We start from the raw sequence: 25269 nt of genomic DNA, 5'->3' as shown, positions 1-25269 counted from the left end.
TGTGTGAAGCTGGGGGATATGAGCGAGGACAACGGTGCCCCCGAGGTCTGGCCGACCAGGGACTCCACGGTGATCGACGCGTCCGTCGAGGACGTCATGGCCGTCATCTCCGACTTCGGCGCCTACCCGGAATGGTCCACGTCCATCAGGCTGGCCGAGGTCCTGTCGGTGGGGGCGGACGGCCGACCCGATCGGGTCCGGTTCTCCCTCGAAGCCGGCGCGATCGTCGACGACTACGTCCTCGCCTACTCCTGGTCCGCAGATGACCGCCGCCTCGAATGGCGTCTGGAGAGCTCGGCGCTCCAGCGAGCCCAGAAGGGCTCCTACCGCCTGGAACCGGTCGAGGGCGGCACGAGGGTGGACTATGAGCTGGAGATCGAACTCGCGGTCCCGGTGATCGGCCGGCTCCGGAGCCGCGCCGAGCGGCGGATCCTCTCCGAGGCGCTGCGTGAACTCAAGCGGCGGACCGAGAATCGATGACCGGCGCACGAGTGGTCGTCATCATGGGGGGTGACCCGAGGGCCCGTTCCGCGGCCATCGCGGACCGACTCCTCGACGCCGGCGGGACAGCTCTCGTCCTCACCGGACATCCCGGGTCGATCGACGCGCGCCTCGATACAACCGACGACGGCCCCGTGGAGGTCCGCGTCGACGACCCCATCGCCAGACTCGACGCGTATCGGTCGGGCGCCCAGGACCCCGACGACGAGGTGCTCGCGGCGCTGGCCGTCGGCAGCGACACGCCCCTCGCGGCGGTCCTGGGATGGGAGTACGCCCGTAGGGCCGCCGCGGCCGGCGTCTGGGACGTGGTCGTGGTGGAACTCGACGGTGACCTCACCGGGGTGCGCAGGATCGCCGCGGCGGGGGAGCTCGCCGCGTTCGTGGAATCCCGGTGGCCCGCGCACCAGAGGTTCGCGTCGATGGCGGCCGGCGACCGGGCCGGTGACCGGCTGCGGGAGGCCCACCGTCTGTCCCTGCTCGCAGCGGGTGTGGCGGCGTTCCTGGCCGGCCCGATCGAGGTGGTGGTGGTCGGCGACGAGCCCCACAGGACATCGGCCCTGGCCGCGCTGGCGCGTGGAGCAGCGACGCCGACCGTCGACGAGGACGGGGACGGCGGCTACCGGGTCGAGTACCCCGTTCCGGGGCCGCTGACCTCTCCGGCATCGGTGGAGGCCGGCGGGTTCCGCGTGGAACTCGGTGGTTTCCGGGCGGTGCTCCCGTTGCCTGCACTGCTGACCCGGTGCGTAATGGTCGACTCGCACTTCGATGCGGGCCGAGGTTCGGTGGTGGCGCTGTTCGTTCCCGATCCGGCTCTCTGGCCGCCTAATCTCGTCCCGTCAGGATTTGCTGACCGTTCCGGGTAGTATCCGCTCAGTCAATTCCCCGACAACATGAGGACCGGTGACCCAAGGTGTTGTACTGGGTGTTCAAATTCGTGCTGATCGGACCCTTTCTCAGGTTGACCAGTCGCCCGGTGATCACCGGGCGGGAGCGTCTCCCCGAGAACGGCGCAGCGCTCCTGGCGGGCAATCACCAGTCCGTGGCCGATTGGTTGTTCGCCCCGCTTCTTCTCCCCCGCAAGGTCAACTTCCTGGCCAAGAGCGACTACTTCACCGGTACGGGGATCCGCGGCATGCTCAGCCGGTGGTTCTTCGCCGGGGCCGGCGCCTACCCGATCGACCGCACCGACGCGGACGCCGCGCACGCCGCTCTGACCGCGGGCCTGGAGGTGCTCGCGTCGGGGCAGGTGCTGGGCATGTATCCGGAGGGCACCCGTTCCCCGGACGGTCGCCTGTTCCGCGGAAAGACCGGGCCCGCGCGGCTCGCCCTCCGTGCCGGGGTGCCGATCATCCCGGTGGGTGTGATCGGTTCGGGGGACTACATCCGCAATCTCACCAGGCTCCGCGGGGGTCGTACCCGCGTGCAGGTCATCCTGGGTGAGCCGCTCGACATGGCCCCGTGGGCCGGGAGAGCGGGGGACCGGGTCGCCGAGCGGGAGATCACCGACGAGGTCATGCGGCGTATCCAGGTCCTGACGGGCCAGGAATACGCCCACGACACCTATGGCGCCGACATGAAGAAGCGCTACGAGGCGGTGCAGAAGTCCGGGCACAACCTGCTGGACCAGCCCGTCGAGGGACAGCGCTGATCTCCGGTGCGCTACTTCTACGACTGCGAGTTCATCGAGGACGGCACCACCATCGACCTGGTCTCGGTGGGGATCGTGTCCGAGGACGGACGCGAGTTCTACGCCGTGTCCACGGAGTTCGACCCCGCCAAGGCCGGCCCGTGGGTCCGACGGAACGTCCTGCCCAAGCTGCCCAACCCCTCGTCCCCGGCCTGGATGTCGCGGGCGAGGATCCGGGATGAGCTCTACGAGTTCGTCGCGGCGCCGATGTCCGGGCCGATCGAGCTGTGGGCCTGGATCGGGGCGTACGACCATGTGGCGGTCTGTCAGCTCTGGGGGGACATGACCGAGCTCCCGCCGGCCATGCCGAAGTTCACCCGCGACGTCCGCCAGCTGTGGGAGATGGCCGGGAGCCCGGCGCTGCCCGCTCATCCGGGCGGAGCGCACGACGCGCTCGGCGACGCCCGCCACGGCTTGCTGAGGTTCCGCGCGATCTCCGCGGCAGCGCCCCACCTGGGTCTCTGAGGTCGCGGTCGCTCCCGGTCACGTATCCTCGCGGGGTGAGCAACTGGACAGTCGACGTCGACATCGCGCAGCTACCCGAACTCCCCCCGCTATCGGCGGATCTGGACAGGTTGTTGGCTGACGCCCTCTCGCGACCTGCGCTGCAGCAGCCGTCCTGGGACCCGGAGCACGCCTCGGCGATGCGCCGGGTGCTCGAGAGCGTGCCGCCGATCTGTGTCGCCTCCGAGGTCGAGCACCTCTCGGACCGGCTGGCCGACGTCGCGCACGGTCGCGCGTTCCTGCTCCAGGGCGGGGACTGCGCCGAGACGTTCGAGGCGAACACCGAGCCGCACATCAAGGGCGTCATCCGCACGCTGCTGCAGATGTCCGTCGTCCTGACCTACGGCGCGTCGATGCCCGTGGTCAAGGTCGGCCGGATCGCCGGCCAGTACGCCAAGCCGCGGTCCGCGGACCGCGACGCCACCGGGATGCTGTCCTACCGCGGCGACATGGTCAACGGCCTCGAAGCGGATGAGGCGGCCCGTGGGCACGACGCGTCCCGGCTGGTCCGCGCGTACGCCAACGCCGCCGCCGCGATGAACCTGGTCCGGTCCCTGACCGCGTCGGGAACCGCGGATCTGCACCGCGTGCACGAGTGGAACATGGAGTTCGTCGCGGGCTCCCCGGCCGGGGCGCGCTACGAGGCACTGGCCGCAGAAGTCGACCGCGGCCTGCGGTTCATGGACGCCTGCGGGGTCTCCGATGAGAACCTGCGCTCGGCGGACATCTTCTCCTCCCACGAGGCACTGGTCCTGGACTACGAGCGGGCGATGCTCCGCCTGGCCGACGACGGCACGGGACTGACCGGCGACGCGGGGCAGGGCCTCTACGACCTCTCGGCCCACTTCCTGTGGATCGGCGAGCGGACCCGCGGCATCGACGACGCGCACGTGGCCTTCGCCTCGCTCATCGAGAACCCGATCGGCCTGAAGATCGGGCCGTCGACCACCCCGGAACTGGCCGTGGAGTACGTGGAGAAGCTCGACCCCCGTAACCGACCGGGCCGCCTGACCTTGGTCTCGCGGATGGGCAACGACAAGGTGCGCGACGCGCTCCCGCCCATCGTCCAGGCGGTCGAGGCCACCGGCCACAAGGTCATCTGGCAGTGCGATCCCATGCACGGCAACACCCACTCGACGTCGAACGGCTACAAGACCCGGCACTTCGACCGGATCATCGACGAGGTCCAGGGCTTCTTCGAGGTCCATCACGCCCTCGGCTCGCACCCGGGCGGGATCCACATCGAGCTCACGGGCGAGGACGTCACCGAGTGCCTCGGCGGCGCCCAGGACATCTCCGACCTCGATCTGGCCGGCCGATACGAGACGGCCTGCGACCCGCGGCTCAACACCCAGCAGTCGCTGGAGCTGGCCTACCTCGTCGCGGAGATGCTCCGCAACTGATCCGACCCGGCGCGCACAGCGCGCGCCGGGTCCTCAGCGCCAGAGCCGCGTCCCGGAGCCGCGCTCCGGAACCTCAGCCCAGCGCGTCGAGTTCGACCGCGGTACCCCGGGCCACAACGCGGCCGGGCAGCGGGGTCTGCCCGTAGACGACCCCGTTCGCGGAACCGGCATCGATGGTCGGCTTGAGCCCGGCCCCGCGGAGGGTCTCGAGTGCGGACGAGCCCCGCGCTCCCAGGACCATGGGGACGGTCACGGCGTTGGAGGGCACGATCCGCAACACCGCGTTGGCGGGGTCGAGCCGCCGACCGGCGGGCGGGTCCGTGCGCACCACGCGGCCGTCGGGGATGCGCCGGTCGGTGACGGGTGCGTCCCGGACAACAGTGAACCCAGCCTCGGACAGCACGTCCGCGGCCTCGTCGACCGGCACGTCCGTGAGGTCCGGGACGGTGAGGGCGTTGGAGACCAGGAGCGTCACGTCGTCGCCACGGGCGACGTCCGATCCGGAGTCGGGGTCGGTGCCCACGGCCAGGCCGCCGTCCACCTCGTCGTCGTAGATCCTCCGGACCGCCGACACGGTGAGGCCGGACCCCTCCAGCGCGGCCCGGGCCTGGTCCTCCGCCAACCCGACCACGTCGGGCACCATCACGGGCGCGGGACCGGAACTCGTCACCATGGACACCCGGGTGCCCACGTCGACGGTCGTGCCGGGCCGCGGGTCCAGGGCCACCACCTGGCCGACGGGGACCGAGTCGGAGTATTGGGCGCCGCCTCGCGCCGGTTCGAGGGCGTTGTCCCGCAGCAGCGCGGAGACCGTGTCCACGTCGCGGCCGGCGCCCACCTCGGGCACGACCGGCCGACCCGCCGAGACCAGGACCGCCACGGTGTCGCCGCGGGGCACGCGGGATCCCGCGCCGGGGTCGGTCCCCACCAGTCCGGCGGGGGGCACGTCATCACTGAAGGCGTCGCGGGTGGCGGCGGCCAACCCGACCGCGCTCACGGTTTCGGCTGCCTGACCCACGCTCATGCCCTGCACGGAGGGGACGGTGACGAAGCGGCCGGAACCGAGCCACCACCCGGCCACGGCCAGCGCGATGGCGGCGGCCAGGACGACCACCAGCCACAGCAGGCCGAGTCGTCGACGGGGGAGGACGGGTGTGCGATCGGCGGCCGACTCGACCTCGCCCGGTGGGTAGGGGGCCGCGGCGGGCCGGGGCGGCGGAACCGGGCTGAGATCCGCGCGGGTGTGCACCCGGGTCGGCACCGGCCCGTCCTGACGGCTCAGCGCCTCACCGCTCTCGTGTTCCGCGGCGTCGAACTCCGACTCCCCCTCGGGAGCCGATCGCGCGGCGGCGGCCCGTGCCCTGGTCCACGACGACTGATGGGGCGCCGGGACGGCATAGGTGGGGAACCGGCCGATCTCAGCCGCGCGGTCCAGGTCGTCCAGCATCTCGCCGGCGTCGGCGTAGCGGTCCTGAGGGCTGCGCCGGGTCGACCGGAGGACCAGGTGGTCCAGGTCCTCGGCGATCGTGTCGGACTGGTCGGACGGGGCCGGGACATCGGTCTCCAGGCGGCGGTAGGCCACCGCGATGGAGCTGTCCCCGCTGAAGGGCGGCTCCCCGGTGAGCATCTCGTAGGCCAGGACGCCCAGGGAGTAGAGGTCGGAGCGGCGATCGGTGTCGGCACCGGTGATCTGCTCGGGCGAGAGGTACGCGGCGGTGCCCATCACCACGCTCCGCGAGGTGGCCCTGGATTCCGCGACCGCCCGCACCAGTCCGAAGTCGGCCAACTTGACCGCCCCGCTGGTGGAGATGAGGACGTTCTCCGGCTTGATGTCGCGGTGGACCAGGCCGGATTCATGGGCCTCGCGCAGCGCGCCGAGGAGCGGGCGCAGCACCGCGGCGGCGGCGTAGGGGGGCATGGGCCCCCGCTCGTCGAGTAGTTCCCGCAGCGTCCCGCCGGGGACCAGCTCCATCACGAGGAAGGCGGTGTCGCCCTCGATCCCCTGGTCGAAGACCTGGACGATGCCCGGGTCGGACAGCCGGGCGACCGAGCGGGCCTCGAGGGTGAACCTGTCCACGAAGGCGCGGTCACCGGCGAGCACCGGGTCGAGCAGTTTGACGGCGACATGACGCTCCAGCCGCTCGTCCGTGGCCAGGTGGACGATCGACATCCCACCACGGGCGATGACGGCGTCGAGCCGGTAGCGCCCGTCGAGTAGGGCCCCCGGTCCTGGTAGTGGGCCGCCGTGAGTGGTCATGGTGTCCATTCTGCCCCCCACGTCCAGTTAGGGGCACGTGATGTGGCGGCGTGCCCCGCGGTGGTGCCCGGGACCTTCTCTGGGACTAACGTGGTGGGGGTGAGTACCGTTCCGCACAGCAATGACGTCCTGCCCGGCGACGTCGCGATGATCAACCTGCCCGAGGTGTCCGAGCGACTGGGCATCTCGGTCACCCGCGTGCACGACCTCCTCCGCGAGGGGGTACTGCTCGCCGTCCGACGCGGCGGTGTGGTGGTGGTCCCCGCGATCTTCTTCGACGACGACGGCGAGGTGGCGCGCTTCCTGCCCGGCCTCGTCTCGGTGCTCCGGGACGGCGGCTTCCGTGACGACGAGATCCTGCGCTGGCTCTTCGAGGAGGACGACACCCTGCCGGGCCGACCGGCGGACGCGCTCCACGGTCACCTCGCCCGCGAGGTCATCCGGCGCGCTCAGGCGATGGCGTTCTGACGACGTCGGTCGCCCGCCACCACCACCACCATCCGGCGAGCAGGGACGCGATCACGGAGATCGCGACGAGCGCAGGGCTGTAGAGGCTGGTCGAGCCGTTGGGCCCGATCGCCATCACGAGGAACACACTGACCCCGACGGCCGCGGTGGTCGCGCGCCGACCGGGGCGGGCCAGCACCCAGAACGCGGCCACCCACACGTGGTACCAGGGCCAGGCCAGCGAGTTGAGTACGACGAACGCGAGCAGTGCCAGCATGATGCCGCGGACCGCGGTGAGCCGGTCCCGGCGGTGGAACCACCACACCGCCACGAGGGTCAGGGCCAGGACCACCTGCCCGGCCCGGCGGGTCACGGCGAGCACGTCCTCGAAACCGGGGGAGTCCGCCACGGCGTGGACTATGTGGGCCACCGCGGTGGGGGCGCTGAGGTAGTTGATCACCCGGTCGGACACGGCGATCGCGCCGAGCCAGCCGAGCCCGGTCCCGGAGACGAGGGTGATCAGCGCGAAGACGGCGACGGCCGCGGCGGCGGCGAACACCGTGTCCCGGAGGGACCGGACGACCGGTCGTCTCGCGGCCGGGTCCCCGCGGCGCTGCGCCAGGGCGATCCACAGCAGGAACGGCGCCACGATCACGGCGGTCGCCTTGAAGGCCACGGCGATCCCGATCGCGGCGCCCGCCGACGCCCGGCGCCCGTCGAAGGTGAAGACCACCGCCGCGAGGCAGGCCACCAGCGGGAAGATCTCGTTGTGCAGCCCTCCCGCCAGGTGGATGACCGCGATCGGCGAGGCGCACGCCATCCAGACGGCCGCGGCCGCGTCGACCCCGGTGCGGCGGGCCGCCGCCACGACCAGCGCGACCAGGGCGGCGAGGGCGGCCAGCACGGCCAACCGGAGGAGGAACACACCCGCGGTGGGGTGTCCGCCGGACATGCCCACGATGATCCGCATGAGCAGCAGATGTAGAGGCCCGTACGGGGTCTCGGTGGACCGCCAGTCCGGGCTGACCTCGTCGGTGAAGGGGCCCGGGTTGGCCTCGGGGCCGAACTCGTACGGGTCGGCGCCCGCGGCGGTCATGGCGCCCTGCGCGAGGTACGACCAGGCGTCACGACTGAACACCGGGATCGCGGGCAGCAACGGGAGCGACCACAGGGCGGTGGCCCACACGGCGTCGCGGGTGGGGAGCCGGCCGGACATCGCGCGGGGCCCGAGCGAGAGCCACGAGGTGACCAGCAGCGCGACCCCGACCCAGCACAGGATCAGCGCCAGGATCTGACCGTGACCGAAGGTGAACCCGAGCAGGCCGACAGCGGCGGCGGGGCCCCCGTCCACGGGCAGGGCGCCGGCTCCGTAGCTGCCGAGGGTGAGCAGGACCGAGCCGAGGATCCCGCGACGCAGCGCCGGCCCCGAGGCGCCGGCGAGGGTGGTGCGGGCCGTGGCGGCCAGGGCGGTGGTCGCCGTGACGAGTCGGGACGACGACGACGAGGCTGGCGGAGTGTCCGGAGCCGTGTCCGGGTCCACCGTCAGGCCCGTCGACGCGTGGCGGCCTCGGACAGGGCGTGCAGCGTGACCCGGCCGTGCTCGCTCACCGCCTCGGAGTCGATGGCGTCGAGGGCCCGGACGGTGAGGGTGTCGATCTCCGCCTCGACGGAGGCGACCGCGCCGGAGTCCACGAGCACCCGGCGGGCCCGGTCGAGTTCTGCCGCGTCGAGGTCCGTCCCCAGCACGGAGAGCAGGAAGTCCGCGTCCCCGGTCGGGGCGAGGGCGATCCCGCGGGCCAGCAGGAGGGTGCGCTTGCCCTCCCGGAGGTCGTCGCCGGACGGTTTGCCCGTCTCCTGCGGATCGCCGTAGACCCCGAGCATGTCGTCGCGGAGCTGGAAGGCCTGCCCCACGGCCACGCCGAACCGCCGCAGGGCGGCAACGGTGGCGGGTCCGGCGCCGGCGAGCTCCGCGCCGATGTGGAGCGGCCGCTCGACGGTGTACGCGGCGGTCTTGTAGCGGTTGACCCTCGTGGGGGTCAGCTCGTCGGTGGCGCCCGAGGCCTCGGCGAGGATGTCGAGCATCTGCCCGGAGAGGACCTCGGTCTTCATGGCGTACCAGGGCCCGAGAGCGCGTCCGAGCGCGACCGGGTCGACACCGGAGGTCACCAACATCTCGTCCGCCCAGGTCAGCGCGAGGTCACCGATGAGGATCGCCTGGGAGACACCGTAGCGGGCGGGGTCGCCGGACCAGCCCTCCCGGGCGTGAGCCGCCTCGACGGAGCGGTGCACCGTGGGACTGCCACGCCGGGTGTCGGAGGCGTCCACGATGTCGTCGTGGATCAGCGCGCATGCCTGGATCAGTTCCAGCGCGGCGCAGGCGGTGATGATCTCCGCCGGGACGGCTGCATCCTCCGGAACGGCCGCGGACCAGCCGGCCAACGCGAACCTGGGTCGCATCCGCTTGCCGCCGCCGAGCACGAAATCGGAGAGGAGGCCGGCCAGGCGGTCGACGCGGTCGTCGACCCCGGCTACGACCTCTCGTCGGGCGTTTAGGTGGTGACGGAGCGCGGTGAGTACGCGGTCTCCGTCGTCCGGTCGAGTCGCCGTGGCCACGGTCACCGTCCCTTCCGGGCGCCGGTGTCCGGCTGCCCTCGTCCCGACGATCCTAGTCACCGGGCGGAGGCGGGGACCGGGGTGTGTCGGGCTACCCTGGTCCGGTGACCCAGCTACCCCACATCGACCCAGCGGGCGGCGACCGACACCCGAGCATCGTGGAGCGGATCGCGGCGTCCGACACCCCCAGGGTGCCGTTCTCGGTGGAGTTCTACCCGCCGCGGGACGAGCCGGCCGAGGATCGTCTCTGGCGCGCCGCCTCGGTGTTCTCCGACCTGGGAGCGGCCTTTGTCTCCGTCACCTACGGGGCCGGCGGTTCCACCCGGGACCGCACGGTCCGGGTGGTCGAGCGGGTGGTCCGGGAGACCGACCTGCTCCCGATCGCGCACCTCACGGCGGTGGGGCACACGATCGCGGAACTGCGCGAGATGATCCAGATGTACGCCGACGTCGGCGTCTCCAACATCCTCGCCCTCCGCGGTGACCCACCGGGGGATCCGCTCGGTGACTGGACCCCGCATCCCGAGGGCCTCCACTACGCGGAGCAGCTCGTCCGCCTGATCCACGAGGTCGGAGACTTCCACGTGGGGGTCGCGTCGTTCCCGGAGGGTCACTACCGGGCGCGCGACCTGGATCACGACACGGAGATCCTCTCGAACAAGCTGCGTGCCGGGGCGGAGTACTCGATCACCCAGATGTTCTGGGACGTCGATCACTACCTCCGTCTGCGCGACCGTATGGCCGCGGCCGACCCGGAGCAGGCGGCCAAGCCGATCATCCCGGGGCTCATGCCCGTCACGAGCCTTCGTCAGGTCCGCCGGATGTTGGAGCTGTCGGGGTGTGCGCTGCCCGACGGGCTCTCCGGACGACTCCGGTCGGCCGCGGGCGACGGGCCGGAGGAGAACCGCGCCGCGGTGCGCGAGGTGGGCATCGAGTTCGCCACGGAGCTCTGCGAGCGGCTGATCGCCGAGGGCGCGCCGTGCCTGCACTTCAACACGCTCAACTTCTCCCGCGCCACCCACGAGGTGTTGACCAACCTGTCGATGGTGCCGTCCACGGAGGTGGGGGCCAGCCGGTCCTGACCCGGACCGCCTCTGCTCGCCGGATAGTCCAGCGCGCCAGTCGGTTCGCGCGCCGATCGGTTCAGCGCGCCGATCGGTCTAGCGCACCAGGCGGTCCGCACGGGCGCGGGAGGTGCGAGCGGCCAGGACGGTCCCGATCGAGACCAGCAGCGCCGCCCCGATGCCGACGATCATCCACACCGCGAACCCGCGGGTGGCCGGGTCCGGGTAGGAGGACGACGCCTGCATGCGGGTGATGGAACCCGGCGCCGGAGTCCAGCTCACGGAGTTGCCACCGCCGAGCGTGCCGTTGGTCTGGCTGATGCGGTTGGGGAAGGTCAGGTCGACCCTGGTGGTGGCGGACTCCGCGCGATCCGCGGGGAGCCCGGACAGGTCCACCGAGCCGCTGAAGGACACGGAGTCCCCGCTGCGTCGGAAGCCCATCGTGTACGGCCGGGACCCCTCGATGTCGATGGCCAGGGTGAGTGCGTCCACCTCCGCGAAGGTCAGCTGGGTGAAGTAGATCTCCTTGCCGGTGAAGCCGTCCGCGGAGTATGCGGTGATGCGGACCTTCTGCTCCAGGCCGGAGGGGGTGGCCAGCCGATCCAACGCGGCCGCCTGCGCGGGTTGGTCGCCCGCCACGAGGATGCGACCCGAGACGGTGTCGTCCTTGCGCACACTCATCTGTGCGTTGAGCTGGAGACATCCGGTGAGGACGAACAGCATCGCGGCCATGGCGGCCACGCCCAGGAGTCGACGCGGTACCCGGCGACCTCGACTCGTGGAGGTGGTGGTCGCGGAGGTAGTCGGCTCGGTCACGGTCGTCATTGTGCCCGTGGGCGTCGTCCGCGCCGCGTCGACGTGCCGAGTCGGCGGCCGACCAGCCCGGCCACCGTCCGGCCGCTCGTGCCGATGACGCCCCCGCCGGGGTGCGTGGAAGCACCGGCGAGGAAGACCCCGTCGGCGCCGGGGACCGTGTGACCGCGCAGATCCGGGTGGGGGCGCATGGGGAGCATCTGGTCGAGCGACATCTCCACGTGCATCACGTTCCCGCCGATCAACCCGAGTTCGGTCTCGAGGTCCTCCGGGGTCTGGACATGGCGGTGGACGATCGAGTCGGTCAGCCCCGGCGCGAAGCGTTCCGCGACGGCGATGATCCGGTCCGCCTCCCCGGGGCCGGCCGCGGACCAGCTGGTCCCGTCCGCCAGGTGCCGGGGATGCCACTGTGACCACAGCGTCAACTCGTGTCGGCCTGCCGGTGCGAGAGAGGGGTCGAGCGCGCTGAAACTCATGGCGAGGACCGCGGGATCGGCGTCGAGGCCGCCCGCCGCCGCCACCCCGTATCGCCGGTCCAGCTGGCGGCGGTCGGTCACGAGCATCTGTAGGCCGTGCGCACTGGTGGACGTCGGCACCCCCGGGTACCGGGGTAGGTCGGTCGTTCCGAGCCGGACCGCCATCCCGAGTCCGAACCCCGGTCGGATCCGGCGGCGCCACCCGTCGAGCCGGCCGGCCGGGAGTTCGTGGGAGAGCAGGTCGAGGGTGGTGTGGACGTGACAGGCCGCGACGACGGCAGCGCAGTGCAGTGGTTCGCCGCCCTCGGTGTCCACCTGCCACCCCGTGCCCGAACGCCGGATGGCGGTGGCGCCCGCGCCGGCGGTCACCGAACCCCCGCCGGCGCGGACAGCGGATACGAGGGCTTCGGCCAGGGCGCCCGATCCACCGATCGCACGCCCCGGTGGAATCCGGTGCATGAGTGCGGCGAACCCGATCATCGGGGCGGTGGCCGGGTGCGACATGGGGGGTCCGGACTGGGCGCCGAACCAGGAGAGCGCGGCTTTGAGTCGTTCGGAGGTGAACGAGGAGTCCAGGAGCGCGTCACCGGAGGAGAGGAAGGTCTGGACCGCCCCGAAGGGATCGCGGAGATCATCCATCCCGAGGAACGCCGAGCCGAGCCCCGCAGCGGTCGGACGAACCGCGAAGCCCTTCATCATGCGCCCGGCCAGGACATCCCATCGCCGGACGAAGAGGCGATAGGCGTCCGCGTCGTCGACCCCGCAGGCCGCGGCGATGCTGGCGCAGGTCGCCTCGAGGTCGCGATGGAAGACGATCGGTGGGGCATCGGTGCCGGGCGGCGCGGGGGCGAATCCCCACGGGTCGCAGTCGACGTACCGGAGGCCGTGGGAGGCCAGGTCCAGTTCCTCCGGGATGCCCGTGTGCCGGATCATCAGGTGTGCGGACGAGCCGCGATCCGTGCGGTGCCCCGGATAGCGCTCCACGGTCGACGTGGCACCGCCCAACACTGTGTCCTTCTCCACCACGTGGACGTCGAGACCGGACCGGGCGAGATAGGCGGCGCAGATCAGGCCGTTGTGGCCGGACCCGATCACCACGACGTCATGACGGTGGTTCAAGCAGGTCTCCGTTCTCGGGGAGGGGGAGGGGGAGCTGACGAGAGAGTACGGCGAAGGGCCTGGCGTCTCCCTCGAACCGGTACGACCGGAGCACGTCCGTGAATCCCAGCGACCGGTACAGCCGCCAGGCGCCGTTGGCCTCGGCGTCCACCTCGGGTGTCGAGAGTAGGACGGAGCTCTCCGTACGATCGGCGAGGAACGCCCTGAGAAGGGACGTGCCGATGCCTCGTCCCTGGTGGCTGGGGGCTACATGGAGTTCCGTCAGTTCCACGTAGTCCGGAGGTGGTTCCCGCCCCTGATCGCGCAGCCCACGTGCGACCTGCTCGTACCACCACTGGCCGGGTGCGCCCCGATAGCCGTAACAGATCGCTATCAGGGGTCCGCGGGCATGCCCGAGGAGGCGGCGCCGCGGTGCTTCGAAGGCGGCGACCCCCGACCATCCCTCCCGGTAGCTGTGCTCCATCCACGCGGGGGCGCGCGATCGGATCACCTGGCGCGGGTAGCCCATGGCGTCGACGTAGACGCCGAGTGCCTCCGGCAGTCGGTCACGAAAGTCCCCGGGGTCCAACCGGGTGATCACGGTGTCCATCCACCTCATTTCATCACGCGGAGGCCGTTGCGGCCCGGGTTGTGTCGGACCCCGCCGATACCGTGCGGGCAGAAGGGGAGGTGCAGGGATGATGGACACGAGATTCAGGGGACGGGGTCCCGCCGGGGGTGGTATCGGATCCCTCGGCCGCGCCGGGCGCGCCGAGCTCCACCGTGGTCGGGCGGTGGCCGCCTCCTCTCCCGAGGAGCAGTTCCTGGAGGCGTACCGCGCGGCGCGCTCCGCGGCGGCGGCGCTCCTGTCGCCGGGTCCGCGCCGGCGGGGACCGTCTGACGTGTGGCATCGGCTGGCTGCGGAGGTCCCGGAACTCAAGGAATGGGCGGGCGCTCTCGGTGGGTATTCGGCGCTCGCTGCGGCCGTGGAGGACGGTCTTCCCCGCACGGTGACCCCCCGGTTGGCGGACGACTTCCTGTGGGCGGTCGGGCGCTTTCTCGATCTGGTGGACCAGCGACTGGGCGTGTTGGGTCCCGCCGCATGACGTGCTGAGCGGGCGGCGGGTCTCTCGTCCTGCGCCTCCAACTAATCTCGGTGGTCTCCGCAGCGTTGCGCTCGTATGATGGTGGCAACCCTTGACCGGCCGTTCCCCGTACGGTCGATGTCATACGGTCGAGTTGGCCGTGCTCGTGCCCGCGAGCATTCGAAGGAGGTCAAAGTGCCCCTGTCTGAGCACGAGCAGCGCATGCTCGACGAGATCGAGAGCGCGCTCTACGCCGACGACCCCAAGTTCGCGTCGTCCGTCCGAAAGACCGGTGCAACCGGGGCTCGTCGTCCCGCGGCGCTGGTGGTCCTGCTCGGCATCGTCGGGGTGGCACTCCTCGTGGGCGGGTTGGCGCTCGACTTCAAGCCCGGGGGTTTTCCCGTGCTCAGCCTCGTGGGGTTCCTCGTGATGTTCGCAGCCGGCGTGCTCGCCCTACGCGCGGCGCCGTCCAAGAAATCGCCGGCCGCCAAGTCCGGTGGCGGTTCTCGTGGGGCCGGCGGCGGCCGCACGTCGGCGAAGCCCGCATCCGGCCAGTCGTATTCAGCCCGTATGGAGGACCGCTTCCGCCGGCGCTTCGAGCAGTAGCCACGCACCACTGAACGAGTCCCGGGAGGGGCGAGCGCACCAGCGCTCGCCCCTCCCGTTCATTTCGTGGTCCTGCGGGACTGCATTTTCCGGCGTGCCCCACCATGTCCCACCACGTCCCACCACGACTCTCCACTTCGCCCCACCCGACAGTGGCCGCAGTGCTCAACTGTTACCAATAGTCACACCTGTATCGGAAACGGAGCCTGGGAAGGCCTGTCGCCCGTCGACTCGAGTGGTGGTCACGGTCGGTTCCGGGGCGCTTTGTCACCGATGAACTGCACCGATGTAAGACAGTGGGGCGATGTGGGGCGCAAGCCTTGTTTGTGGGGCGTTGTGGGGTACAGTGGGGCACGCAAGGAGCTCGAAGGGGCCTGGAGCCAGGAGGTGGCGGGTGACCGACACCAACCCCGTCGACTCCGTGCGCGAACGAGCCTTTGTCGGGTACGGGACGCACCGTCCCAAGCTCGACGACAAGGGGCGACTGACGATCCCCGCGAGATTCAGGCCAGGCCTGGCGAGCGGGGTGGTGGTGTGTGGGTGGTTTACCAACACGCTCTCGGTCTTCCCGGAGGACGAGTTCGACGCGCTGGTCAGGAAGGTCCGGCCGACCGCCAACCTCAGTGAGAGGCACATGGCGTTCTTCCGGCTCCTCGTGAGCGGTGCGGAAGTACAACAACTTGATTCGCAGGGGCGGGTGTCCATCCCGGCGAGTCAGCGGAACTACGCCGGTCTCGACAAGGACTGCGTTGTCAACGGTCTCGGGGAACGCCTCGAGGTCTGGGACGCGGAGGCCTGGGACCGGTACAGCGCGGAGAACCTTCCCGTGTTCTCCGAGATGGAGGGCACCTCCCTCGGGATCGAGTTCTGATCCCACGAGGGAGAGGCCAGCTCGCCAGCAGGACTGCACGACAGCACGACAGCACGACAGCACGACGGCACTACGGACGGAGCCCCCCGGCCCCTGCCCGGCACCACCCTGACGTACTTCCCCAACGCCAGGTGGGTACCGGACGGGGACCAGGGGGCTCCACCACAACCGGAGCACCGACGACATCCGGACGCGAGGGAGGCGACATGGCAGAAGAACCCGACGCCGACCGCGCCGCCGCGCGATCCGGTCACGTCCCTGTATTCCTGGACCGCACTATCGAGCTCTTCCGGCCGGTCGTCGAGGCCGCGAGCGCCGAGGGGCGCAACCCGGTGATCATCGACGGCACCCTGGGGTTGGGCGGACACACCTCCCACCTCCTCGCCGAATTCGACGCGCTGCGAGTGCTGGGGGTCGACCGCGACCCGGAGGCTCTCGAGATCGCGACCCGCCGGCTCACCGCCTACCGGGACCGGTTCACCCCTGTCCACGCCCGTTTCGACGACTTCGACCTGATCGTGGAGAACCTGCACGCCGATGCCCGGGACGACGCGGGTCCGGCGATCGACGGTGTGCTGCTCGATCTCGGGGTGTCCTCGATGCAGCTCGACGTGGCCGAGCGGGGATTCGCCTACTCGGTGGATTCCCCGCTGGACATGAGGATGGATCCCACCACGGGCCCGACCGCGGCCGACATCCTCGCGGACTACCAACGTGACGACCTCGCGCGCATCTTCCGGGTGTACGGGGAGGAGCGGTTCGCTCGTCAGATCGCCTCCGCGATCGTGCGCCGCCGCGATTCCGATCCGGTTCGCACCAGCGCCCAGCTGGTCGAGTTGCTCTACGCGACCATTCCGCAGGGTGCCCGGCGCACCGGCGGACACCCCGGCAAACGCGTGTTCCAGGCGCTGCGCATCGAGGTCAACAACGAACTCGAGTCGGTGGAGAACGCCGTCCCCGGGTATCTCGACCTGCTCCGCGGTGGCGGGCGCGCGGTGTTCATGGCCTACCAGTCCCTCGAGGACAAGATCGTCAAGCGCGAGCTGACCACGCGCACCGCCTCGCGGACACCGGCCGGGTTGCCGGTGGAGCTACCCGGCCACGGGCCCGAGTTCGAGGCGGTGACCCGTGGGGCCGAGAAGGCTTCACAGTCCGAGATTGACCACAACCCGCGCTCGGCCTCGGTCCGGGTGCGTTGCGTCCGGCGTATCGACGGGAGAACCCCATGACGAGCACGATCGATACGCCAGGCGCGGCTGACGGGCTGGACACCCGGCGCGCGTCCGCACCGGATGCCGCCGGGTCCGCCCCCACGACCGGGCCCGCCCGCACGACCGGGCCCGACCGCGCCGCCGGGCAGGCCCCCGCCCTCGGGGCTGCCGGTCTCCGCCGCAAGCCGGTCACGCGCTCGGTCCGCGGTCGCCGCATGGTGGTCGTCCCCGCGGAACGGCTGAGTCCGGCCGAGCTGGCCGGACGGGTGCCCTTTGTCGTCGTCATGCTTCTTCTCATCGGGTCCGGCGTGGGCGGCACGCTCCTGCTGTCCGCCCAGACCACCCAGGACACCTACGACCTTAAGAACGCCCGCGATGCGAACGTCGAACTCGTCGAGCGCATGGAGTCGCTCCAGGCGTCCAACGAACGCGCCCGATCGGCCGAGGTCCTGGCACAGCGCGCGGAGAAGCTGGGAATGGTCGGGGTCGCGAGCGCGCCGATCCTCGCCATGGGCTCGGACGGCGTGATCGAAGTGGTCGGGGAGCCCGAGGCCAAGCTCGGCGCGCCGATCAAACCGCTCCAGCCTGCTCCGGTAGCGTCCGAGCCGTCGAGGTCGTCTGACCGGGGCGAGTTCGACGCACCGCCCGCGCAGGCCCCGCAGGACAGGGCCCCGCGCGGGGTCGCCCCCGTCCCGTATCCGCCCGTCGCCGGCCCTCCGACCGCGTTCGCCCCGACAGCACCGCTGGCTGAGGTCGTCCCGCCGGCCCCACTCGGCGCCGCACCTGCACCTGCACCTGCCGCACCCGAACCCGCGGCACCCGCGCCGGCTCCGATGCCGGGAATCGACTCCGCGACGCTGGCCCCGGTGCCCGGCCAACTCTTCTGAAGTACCGACCGACCCGTGAAAGGCCCCCTCGATGACCGATCGACGCACCCCGGGAAAGGGACCCCGAGTCCCCTCGGGGATCCCTCGCGGCGGACGATCGGGTGACGGACGGCCGCCCACCCGCTCCGGCCGCGTGCAGACCGCCGCGTCCACCGACCGGCGGTTCACCTGGATGCGGTCCGCCTTCGTCGTGATCCTGGTGATCGCTCTGGTCAAGCTCCTCTGGGTGCAGACGATCGGCGGTACCGAACTGGCGGCCCGGGCGGAGAGCCAACGCCAGGTCCAGCAGGTCCTACCCGCCACCCGCGGAGCCATCGTGGACCTCAACGGTGATCCCATCGCGTTCACCCGTGAAGCCCGTGACCTGTCCATCCAGCCACTCGTCGAGAGGCGCAACGCCGAGGCGCGCAAGGAACTCGACAGCACCAAGCCCACCTGGGACCAACTCGTCACCGAGATCGCCGACGAGTTCGAGTCCGTGCTGGGGGACGCGGTGGACCGCGACGAGATCGAGGCCAAGCTCACCGCCGAGAGCGGGTTCACCTATCTCGTGCGCAACGTCGACGTCACCCTGGCCAACGTGATCACCAGGAAGTTCCCCATGATCGGGGCCGAGCGCGTGGACATCCGCGAGTACCCGGGGGGAGCGCTCGCGGCCAACGTGGTGGGGGTGACGTCGAAGAGTGACGACGGCAAGCTCATCGGCCTCCAGGGGATCGAGGCGTCCCTCAACGACCAGCTCGACGGCGAGGACGGCCGTCAGACCTTCGACCGGGCCCAGGACAACACGGTCATCCCGGGGACGTTGCGAGGCGTGTCCACCCCACGCGACGGCGACACGGTCCGGCTGACCCTCGACTCCGACCTGCAGTGGCACGTCCAGAAGGCCATCCAGTCCGCCAAGGACTCCTCCGGCGCGGAGAACGCCTCGGCCGTGGTGCTGGACGCGAAGACCGGCGAGGTCCGGGCGATGGCCAACGACAACACCTTCAACCCGTCAGTGGGTATCGGCGAGGAGCTCGGGCGCGGCGCCGACCTGGGTAACCCCGCGATCACCTCGCCCTTCGAACCGGGCTCGGTGCAGAAGATCATCACCGCCGCCGCGGCGATCGAGGCGGGCCTGACCACACCCGACGAGGTCCACTCCGTGGACGGCAGCATCACCATGGACGGGGTGACGGTCTCCGATGCCTGGCAGCACGGACCGACGCCGTATACAACCACCGGGATCTTTGGCAAGTCCTCCAACGTGGGGACCCTGATGCTGGCGCAGAAGGTGGGAAAGGAGCCGTTCTCCGAGTACCTGGAGAAGTTCGGCCTCGGACAGCGCACGGGCATCGAGCTCTCGGGAGAGTCCGACGGACTGGTCCCCGACCTGCAGAACTGGCAGGGCGGAACCTTTGCCAACCTGCCGATCGGACAGGGCCTGTCCATCACCACCCTGCAGATGGCCGGCATCTATCAGACCATCGCCAACGACGGGGTCCGGGTGCCGCCGCGGATCATCGCCGAGCGGGTGGGACCGGACGGGGAGTCCCATGCGGCCGCCCGACCGGAGGGTGAGCGCGTGGTGAGTGAACAGACCGCCCGGACGGTGCGCGACATGTTCAGGTCCGTCGTGCAAGCCGGGCCGGGGGCCCAGTCCGGCACCGGTCCGCAGGCGGCCGTGGCCGGCTACCAGATCAGCGGCAAGACCGGCACGGGCCAGCAGATCGATCCGGGGTGCTCGTGCTACTCCAACTCCCGGTACTGGATCACCTTCGCGGGGATCCTGCCGGCCGACGACCCCAGGTACGTGATCGCGATCATGCTCGACGCCCCCCAGCGCGGAGCGCTCGGCGCATCCGCCGCACCGCTGTTCCACGACATCGCCTCGTGGCTGGTCAACCGGGACAACATCCCGCCGTCCGCCCCCGCCCCGGACCTGATCCTGCAGGCGCAGTGATCAACGTCCGGCAGGGTAGCGTGTAGCGGGTTCACGGGAGGTCGCGGACAACGAGAGGCGGGGCGAGGACAGGCATGACCACAGCAGCACAGCTTGCAGATGCGGTGCGGGCCACGCTGCTCGGAGACACCGGCGGAGCCGACGTCGTCCTGTCCGGCGCGACGATCCGCGCCCAGGACGCCGGTCCCGGGACGCTCTTCGCGGCGCTGCCCGGATCCCGGGTCCACGGGGCCTCGTTCAGCGCGACCGCGGTGGAGTCGGGGGCCTCGGCCGTACTGACCGACCTCGCGGGACTCGAGCTGATGGGGCCGACCGCCGAGAGTGTCCCGGTCCTCGTCCACCCGGACCCTCGTTCCGTCCTCGGTGCGGTCTCGGCCGCCGTCGCCGGCGACCCGTCTGCGGACCTCGACGTCGTGGGCATCACCGGCACCTCGGGCAAGACCACCACCTCGTATCTCGTCGAGGCCGCGCTCCAGGGCTGCGGCCACGTGGCCGGGATCATCGGGACCACGGGCAGCCGCGTGGCCGGACGGCCGCTCCCCAGCCGCCTCACCACACCCGAGGCCCCGGAGTTCCAGGCACTCCTGAGCGTCATGCGAACCGAGGGCGCCCGCGCGGTGGCCGCCGAGGTCTCGAGTCACGCGCTGCGTCTCGGACGCGTGGACGGGACCCGCTTCGCCGTCGGTGCCTTCCTCAATCTCTCCCAGGACCACCTGGACTTCCACCCGAGCATGGACGACTACTTCCGGGCCAAGTGCCGTCTCTTCGACGAGTCGGCGGACCCCGGGTCGGCGGTGCGTCCGGCGGACCGGGCTGTCGTGGTGATCGACGACGAGTGGGGCCGGCGGCTGGTGGAGATGCGGCCGGACGCCGTGACGGTCTCCGCCGAGATGGGCCGGGCGGCGGACTGGACGGCGGGGGAGTCCACGACCACCGACCGCGACACCCAGGTCTTCACCGTGCACGGGCCCCGCGATCTCGTTCTGGACGTGGAACTCCCGCTGCTCGGCCGGTTCAACGTGGCCAACGCCCTGGTGGCCCTCGCGGTCGTCGACGCCCTGGGCGCCAATGTCCGGGCGGCCGCCGCCGGACTGGAGCACGTCCGGGTGCCGGGCCGGCTCGAGGCGATCGTGCGGGGCCAGGACTTCCGGGTGCTCGTGGACTACGCCCACAAGCCTGGTGCGGTCGCCGCCGTCCTGCGTTCGGTGCGCGCCCAGGCTGCGGGCCGGATCGCGGTGGTGCTCGGGGCCGGCGGGGACAGGGACCCGGGCAAGCGCCCCCTCATGGGGGCCGCTGCCGCGGAGGTCGCCGACCTGGTGGTGGTGACCGACGACAACCCGCGCAGCGAGGAGCCGGCCGAGATCCGCGCCGCCGTGCGCGCGGGGGCAGAGGCCGCGGCGGGCGGCCGCACCCGGGTCGAGGAGATCGGGGACCGGGGCCTCGCGATCGCGACCGCCATCGGCTGGGCGCGCACCGGCGACGTCGTGGTGATCGCGGGTAAGGGTCACGAGACCGGGCAGGAGGTCGCCGGTACGGTGTTCCCCTTCGACGACCGGACCCGCGCAGCAGAAGAACTCATCAGACGCCTGGAGTACACCGCCTCACCGGGCGAGACGGAGGACAGCACCTCATGATCGACCTCACCCTCGGCCAGATCGCCGGGATCGTCGGCGGTCGGTTGGTCGGAGGCGACCCGTCGACGCCCGTGACCGGATCGGTCGAGTTCGACTCGCGTCGTCTCGAGACCGGTGGACTGTTCCTGGCGCTGCCCGGCGAGCGCGTCGACGGCCACGAGTTCGTCGCCCGGGCCCTCGGTCAGGGAGCCGCGGCCGCGCTCGTCGCCCGCGAGGTGGCCGGGGTGTCCGGCGCCCAGATCGTGGTGCCGCCCGTCGACCGGCGTACGAGCAACGCCATGGCTCTGGCCGCCGACTCGGACGGTTCCGGCGCGGCTGTCCTCGCCGCTCTCGGCGCGCTCGCCCGCGCCAGCGTGGACCGGCTCGTCGCCGACCACGGGCTCGTGGTGGTGGGGATCACGGGGTCGTCCGGCAAGACCAGTACCAAGGACCTCGTCGGCGCGGTCCTGGCCGCGGCCGGCACGGTCGTGGCCCCGCCCGGGTCGTTCAACAACGAGATCGGCCACCCCTGGACCGCGCTGCGCGCCGACGAGACCACCGACTTCCTCGTGCTCGAGCTGAGCGCGCGCGCCCCCGGCAACATCGCCGAGCTCGCGGCCATCGCGCCGCCGAAGATCGGCGTCGTACTCAACGTGGGGACCGCCCACCTCGGTGAGTTCGGGTCGCGCGACGTCATTGCCGCCACCAAGGGCGAGCTGGTCGAGGCGCTGCCCGACGCCGCCCGGGGCGGCGTCGCCGTGCTCAACGCCGACGACGAGCGGGTCTCCGCCATGGCCGGCCGGACGGCCGCCGGGGTGGTGACGGTGGGTCTGGGCCGGTCCGCGGACGTGCGCGCGGAGAACGTGACGCTCGACGACGAGGTGCGCGCCTCGTTCCGACTGATCGCTCCCCAAGGCGCGGCCGACGTGGCCCTGCGCGTCCACGGCGAACATCAGGTGGGCAACGCCCTCTCGGCCGCCGCGGTCGGTCTGGCCTGCGGCATGGGCGTCGACGCGATCGCTGCCGCGCTCGGCACCGCCGCCGCGGCCTCGGCTCGCCGGATGGACGTGCGCGCCACCGCCGACGGCGTCACCGTCATCAACGATTCATACAACGCCAACCCCGATTCCATGCGCGCCGCACTCAAATCGCTGGCCCTCATGGCCCGGGCGGGCGGGGGACACCGTCGGACCTGGGCCGTGCTGGGCGAGATGGCCGAACTCGGCGAGGACTCGGTGACGGAGCACGACCTCGTGGGGCGCTTCCTGGTCCGGCTCGATGTGTCCCAGCTCGTGGTGGTGGGACGGGGTCGGCCCCAGAGGGCCCTGTTCCAGGGGGCGATCCAGGAGGGATCGTGGGGCAGCGAGGCGGAGCATGTCGACTCCGCCGAGGAGGCGATCGCGGTCCTCGACGACCGCGTGGAGCCAGGGGACGTGGTGCTGGTCAAGGCCTCGTCGGCCGTCGGACTGTGGAGCGTCGCCGAGCACCTGCTCGCGACGCGTGGTGAGGAGAAGTCGCAATGACCCAGATCATGGTCGCAGGCATCGTGGGCTTTGTGGTGAGCATCTTCCTCACACCGATGCTGATCATCTATTTCCGCCGGCAGGGCTACGGGCAGGAGATCCGTCTCGAGGGACCCAAGTCCCACATGAGCAAGCGCGGGACCCCCAACATGGGCGGGATCGCGATCCTCATCGCGGTCTGGCTCGGGTACATCGTGGCCGGGCTGATCGGTCAGTTCACGGTGGGTGGCGGCGGGTTCACCGCCTCCGGGCTGCTCATCCTGGGGCTGGCCACCGCGCTGGGACTCGTCGGGTTCATCGACGACGGTCTCAAGGTGTTCAAGCGGCAGAACAAGGGCCTGGGCATCCTGTCCAAGACCATCGGCCAGGTGCTCGCAGCTCTCGCGTTCGGCATCCTCGCGCTGGGGTTCCGCAACGCCGACGGGCTCACGCCGGCCAGCCGGTCGCTGAGCTATGTGCGGGACTTCGTCGCCGTGACCTTCCCCGTCGTCGTCTTCCTCATCTTCATCGTCATCCTGGTCTACGGCTGGTCCAACGCGGTCAACTTCACCGACGGGCTCGACGGCCTGGCCGCCGGTTCGGTCGCGATGGTGATGGGCACGTACGTGGTGTTCAGCTTCTGGCAGTTCCGGTACTCGTGCTTCTCCACAGCCGAGGGGGTGGACCTCTCCGGCTGCTACCAGGTCAGGGATCCGCTCGACATCGCGGTGGTGTGCTCGGCCGCCCTCGGCGCCTGCCTGGGCTTCCTGTGGTGGAACGCGGCGCCGGCCAAGATCTTCATGGGCGACACGGGCTCGATGTTCCTGGGCGGCATCGTCGCCGGTGTGTCCGTGGTCTCGCGCACGGAACTGCTCATGGTGGTCGTGGGCGCGGTCTTCGTGATGGAGTTCGTCTCGGTGCTCATCCAGGTCGTGGCCTTCCGCACGACCGGCCGTCGGCCCTTCCGGATGACCCCCATCCATCACCACTTCGAGAACGGTGGCTGGAAGGAGACCACGGTGACCATCCGGTTCTGGCTCCTGGTGGCCATCTCCTGCGGCCTGGCCATCGCGCTGTTCTACGGCAACTGGCTCGCGAGCTCGACGGGATGACCGTGCCCGAGAACGCGATGCCCGACCACACGGCGCCCGGCCACACGGCGCCCGACAACACGGCGCCCGACAACACGGTGGCCCAGCCCGACGTGGACGTCCGCGCGCTCGCCGGCGCCCGGGCACTGGTGCTCGGTGCCGGGGTCTCGGGTCCCGGAGCGGTCCGGATCCTCCACGCCCTCGGCGCCGAGCCGGTGGTGGCCGACTCGCGACCCGAGGCGGTCGCGCTCCTCCGCGCGGCCCTGCCGGACGGGGTGGACTGCGCGGGCATCGACCTCGATCGCGCGGCCGAGCTGATCGGCGCCGGCGGTGCGGCCGACTCAGCCGGTGCAGCCGAGGGCGTCGACCTGGTCGTCACCAGCCCCGGCTGGCGTCCGGACTCGCCGCTGCTCGTCGCTGCCGCGGAGGCTGGCATCGCGGTGTGGGGCGATGTGGAGTTGGCCTGGCGTGCCGACGACGCCGAGCTGTTCGGACCGCGCCGCACGTGGCTCGCGGTGACCGGCACCAACGGCAAGACCACCACCACCTCGATGCTCGAGGCGATCTGCCTCGATGCCGGGATGGCCGTGCGCGCGTGCGGCAACATCGGACTGCCGGTGACCGACGTCCTGCTGACCGAGCCGCGGGTCGACGTCCTCGCCGCCGAACTCTCCAGCTTCCAGCTCCACTGGGCGCCCCGCTGCCGGCCCGACGTGGGCGTGGTGCTCAACATCGCCGAGGACCACCTGGACTGGCACGGTTCGATGGAGGCCTACGCCCGCGCCAAGGCGCAGGTCCTGACCGGTCGGGTGGCGGTGGCCGGCGTCGACGACGAGCGCGCCTCCCGCCTGCTGTCCGCCGCCCCTGCTGCCACGAAGATCGCGGTGCGGCTGGGCGCCCCCGGCCCGGGGGAGTTCGGGGTGGTCGACGGTGTGCTCACCGCGCGGCTCCCGAACGCCCACGACCACGACGACGACGAGGCGGCGCTGCTGCCGGCTGTCGACGTCCGCCCGCCCGGGCCCGCCGGCGTCCTCGACGCGCTCTGCGCCGCGGCCGTCGCGATGGCCGTCGGGGCGCGACCCGAGAACGTGGCGAACGCACTGCGGGGCTTCACCGTGGGTGCCCACCGTGCCGAGCTCGTCGATACTCCGGGCGACGTCCGGTACGTGGACGACTCCAAGGCCACCAACCCGCACGCCGCGCGCACCTCGCTGCTCGCCGGCGGGATGATGGTGTGGATCGCGGGCGGCCTGCTCAAGGGCGCCGACGTCGACCCGCTGGTAGCGGAGGTGGCAGGCGTCCTCCGCGGTGTGGTCCTGATGGGCCGGGACCGCGGGAGGATCGCCGAGGCATTGTCCCGACACGCGCCGGCGGTCCCCGTGGTGGAGCTGGCCTCGGGAGACGATGACGACGTTGCGGATCCCGACGAGCCGCAGCGGACGATGGACCGAGCGGTCGCCGAGGCCGCACGGATGGCCACCGGAGGCGACACCGTGTTGCTCGCCCCCGCCGCCGCGTCGATGGACATGTTCACCGATTACGGCCACCGGGGGCGCAGCTTCGTCCTCGCCGTGGGCCGCGTGGCCGGAAGGTAG

The 25269-nt window shown here is 71.3% G+C and carries 23 protein-coding genes; 17 read left to right on the top strand and 6 right to left on the bottom strand.

Going from position 1 to position 25269, the window contains the following annotated elements:
• Positions 1–18: 18 nt before the first annotated feature.
• The 5 genes from R4P08_RS11520 to R4P08_RS11500 are packed head-to-tail and all read left to right on the top strand — an operon-like array spanning position 19 to position 4095.
• Positions 19–480: an SRPBCC family protein gene (locus tag R4P08_RS11520; RefSeq protein ID WP_317813994.1), complete on the top strand. Its 462-nt coding sequence runs from the start codon at positions 19–21 to the stop codon at positions 478–480.
• Entirely contained in the window at positions 477–1364 is an 888-nt protein-coding gene (locus tag R4P08_RS11515) for a hypothetical protein (protein ID WP_317813993.1), read from the top strand. Before R4P08_RS11520 ends, R4P08_RS11515 begins: the two co-directional genes overlap by 4 nt.
• Before the next feature lie 47 nt (positions 1365–1411).
• Entirely contained in the window at positions 1412–2149 is a 738-nt protein-coding gene (locus R4P08_RS11510) for a lysophospholipid acyltransferase family protein (protein ID WP_411741195.1), read from the top strand.
• A gap of 6 nt (positions 2150–2155) precedes the next feature.
• Complete coding sequence (locus R4P08_RS11505; RefSeq protein WP_317813991.1) at positions 2156–2653, top strand: polyadenylate-specific 3'-exoribonuclease AS; 498 nt, start codon at positions 2156–2158, stop codon at positions 2651–2653.
• 35 nt (positions 2654–2688) lie between these two features.
• Entirely contained in the window at positions 2689–4095 is a 1407-nt protein-coding gene (locus R4P08_RS11500; protein ID WP_317813990.1) for a class II 3-deoxy-7-phosphoheptulonate synthase, read from the top strand.
• Between the two features lie 73 nt (positions 4096–4168).
• Here R4P08_RS11500 and pknB read toward each other — a convergent pair whose 3' ends face one another.
• The gene (gene pknB, locus R4P08_RS11495; protein ID WP_317813989.1) at positions 4169–6352 is read right to left on the bottom strand and encodes a Stk1 family PASTA domain-containing Ser/Thr kinase; all 2184 of its coding nucleotides are present in this window, start codon (positions 6350–6352) and stop codon (positions 4169–4171) included.
• A 99-nt stretch (positions 6353–6451) separates the two neighbouring features.
• Between pknB and R4P08_RS11490 the strand changes: the two genes are divergently transcribed.
• Complete coding sequence (locus R4P08_RS11490; RefSeq protein ID WP_317813988.1) at positions 6452–6820, top strand: Rv2175c family DNA-binding protein; 369 nt, start codon at positions 6452–6454, stop codon at positions 6818–6820.
• Here R4P08_RS11490 and mptB read toward each other — a convergent pair.
• Positions 6789–8339 carry a polyprenol phosphomannose-dependent alpha 1,6 mannosyltransferase MptB gene (gene mptB, locus R4P08_RS11485; protein ID WP_317813987.1) on the bottom strand — a complete coding sequence of 517 codons (1551 nt, stop codon included), beginning with the start codon at positions 8337–8339 and terminating at the stop codon, positions 6789–6791. The genes R4P08_RS11490 and mptB overlap by 32 nt on opposite strands.
• A 2-nt stretch (positions 8340–8341) precedes the next feature.
• The gene (locus tag R4P08_RS11480; RefSeq protein WP_317813986.1) at positions 8342–9412 is read right to left on the bottom strand and encodes a polyprenyl synthetase family protein; all 1071 of its coding nucleotides are present in this window, start codon (positions 9410–9412) and stop codon (positions 8342–8344) included.
• 104 nt (positions 9413–9516) lie between these two features.
• Between R4P08_RS11480 and metF the strand changes: the two genes are divergently transcribed.
• Positions 9517–10494 (top strand): methylenetetrahydrofolate reductase [NAD(P)H], encoded by a 978-nt coding sequence (gene metF / locus R4P08_RS11475; RefSeq protein WP_317813985.1) that lies wholly within the window; start codon positions 9517–9519, stop codon positions 10492–10494.
• A gap of 78 nt (positions 10495–10572) precedes the next feature.
• On the opposite strand, the gene R4P08_RS11470 is transcribed toward metF, so the two are convergent.
• From R4P08_RS11470 to R4P08_RS11460, 3 genes are read right to left on the bottom strand one after another with little or no spacing between them, the layout of a single operon-like run.
• Complete coding sequence (locus tag R4P08_RS11470) at positions 10573–11301, bottom strand: LppM family (lipo)protein (protein ID WP_317813984.1); 729 nt, start codon at positions 11299–11301, stop codon at positions 10573–10575.
• Positions 11298–12884: an NAD(P)/FAD-dependent oxidoreductase gene (locus tag R4P08_RS11465; RefSeq protein ID WP_317813983.1), complete on the bottom strand. Its 1587-nt coding sequence runs from the start codon at positions 12882–12884 to the stop codon at positions 11298–11300. Before R4P08_RS11465 ends, R4P08_RS11470 begins: the two co-directional genes overlap by 4 nt.
• Complete coding sequence (locus tag R4P08_RS11460) at positions 12868–13473, bottom strand: GNAT family N-acetyltransferase (protein WP_317813982.1); 606 nt, start codon at positions 13471–13473, stop codon at positions 12868–12870. Before R4P08_RS11460 ends, R4P08_RS11465 begins: the two co-directional genes overlap by 17 nt.
• Positions 13474–13561: 88 nt before the next feature.
• On the opposite strand from R4P08_RS11460, the gene R4P08_RS11455 reads away from it, so the two are divergent.
• From R4P08_RS11455 to murD, 10 genes are all read left to right on the top strand, one after another.
• Positions 13562–13969, top strand: a complete 408-nt coding sequence (locus R4P08_RS11455) for an SAV_6107 family HEPN domain-containing protein (RefSeq protein WP_317813981.1) — start codon at positions 13562–13564, stop codon at positions 13967–13969.
• Between the two features lie 174 nt (positions 13970–14143).
• The gene (locus R4P08_RS11450) at positions 14144–14554 is read left to right on the top strand and encodes a DUF3040 domain-containing protein (RefSeq protein ID WP_317813980.1); all 411 of its coding nucleotides are present in this window, start codon (positions 14144–14146) and stop codon (positions 14552–14554) included.
• Between the two features lie 394 nt (positions 14555–14948).
• The gene (mraZ, locus tag R4P08_RS11445) at positions 14949–15425 is read left to right on the top strand and encodes a division/cell wall cluster transcriptional repressor MraZ (RefSeq protein WP_317813978.1); all 477 of its coding nucleotides are present in this window, start codon (positions 14949–14951) and stop codon (positions 15423–15425) included.
• Between the two features lie 206 nt (positions 15426–15631).
• A complete protein-coding gene (gene rsmH, locus R4P08_RS11440; RefSeq protein WP_317813977.1) occupies positions 15632–16654 on the top strand; it encodes a 16S rRNA (cytosine(1402)-N(4))-methyltransferase RsmH in 1023 nt (340 codons plus the stop codon).
• Entirely contained in the window at positions 16651–17523 is an 873-nt protein-coding gene (locus R4P08_RS11435) for a hypothetical protein (protein WP_317813976.1), read from the top strand. The genes rsmH and R4P08_RS11435 overlap by 4 nt, the downstream gene beginning before the upstream one ends.
• 31 nt (positions 17524–17554) lie before the next feature.
• A complete protein-coding gene (locus tag R4P08_RS11430; RefSeq protein ID WP_317813975.1) occupies positions 17555–19468 on the top strand; it encodes a penicillin-binding protein 2 in 1914 nt (637 codons plus the stop codon).
• Between the two features lie 74 nt (positions 19469–19542).
• A complete protein-coding gene (locus R4P08_RS11425; protein ID WP_317813974.1) occupies positions 19543–21102 on the top strand; it encodes a UDP-N-acetylmuramoyl-L-alanyl-D-glutamate--2,6-diaminopimelate ligase in 1560 nt (519 codons plus the stop codon).
• Positions 21099–22604: a UDP-N-acetylmuramoyl-tripeptide--D-alanyl-D-alanine ligase gene (locus R4P08_RS11420; RefSeq protein ID WP_317813973.1), complete on the top strand. Its 1506-nt coding sequence runs from the start codon at positions 21099–21101 to the stop codon at positions 22602–22604. The genes R4P08_RS11425 and R4P08_RS11420 overlap by 4 nt, the downstream gene beginning before the upstream one ends.
• A complete protein-coding gene (mraY, locus tag R4P08_RS11415) occupies positions 22601–23695 on the top strand; it encodes a phospho-N-acetylmuramoyl-pentapeptide-transferase (RefSeq protein ID WP_317813972.1) in 1095 nt (364 codons plus the stop codon). The genes R4P08_RS11420 and mraY overlap by 4 nt, the downstream gene beginning before the upstream one ends.
• Entirely contained in the window at positions 23692–25269 is a 1578-nt protein-coding gene (gene murD / locus R4P08_RS11410) for a UDP-N-acetylmuramoyl-L-alanine--D-glutamate ligase (protein ID WP_317813971.1), read from the top strand. The genes mraY and murD overlap by 4 nt, the downstream gene beginning before the upstream one ends.

Source organism: Rhodococcus sp. IEGM 1408 (assembly GCF_033142235.1).
Taxonomy (GTDB): domain Bacteria; phylum Actinomycetota; class Actinomycetes; order Mycobacteriales; family Mycobacteriaceae; genus Dietzia.
The sequence above is the reverse complement of the archived record's forward strand: the minus strand, read 5'-3'. Positions and strand labels throughout refer to the sequence as shown.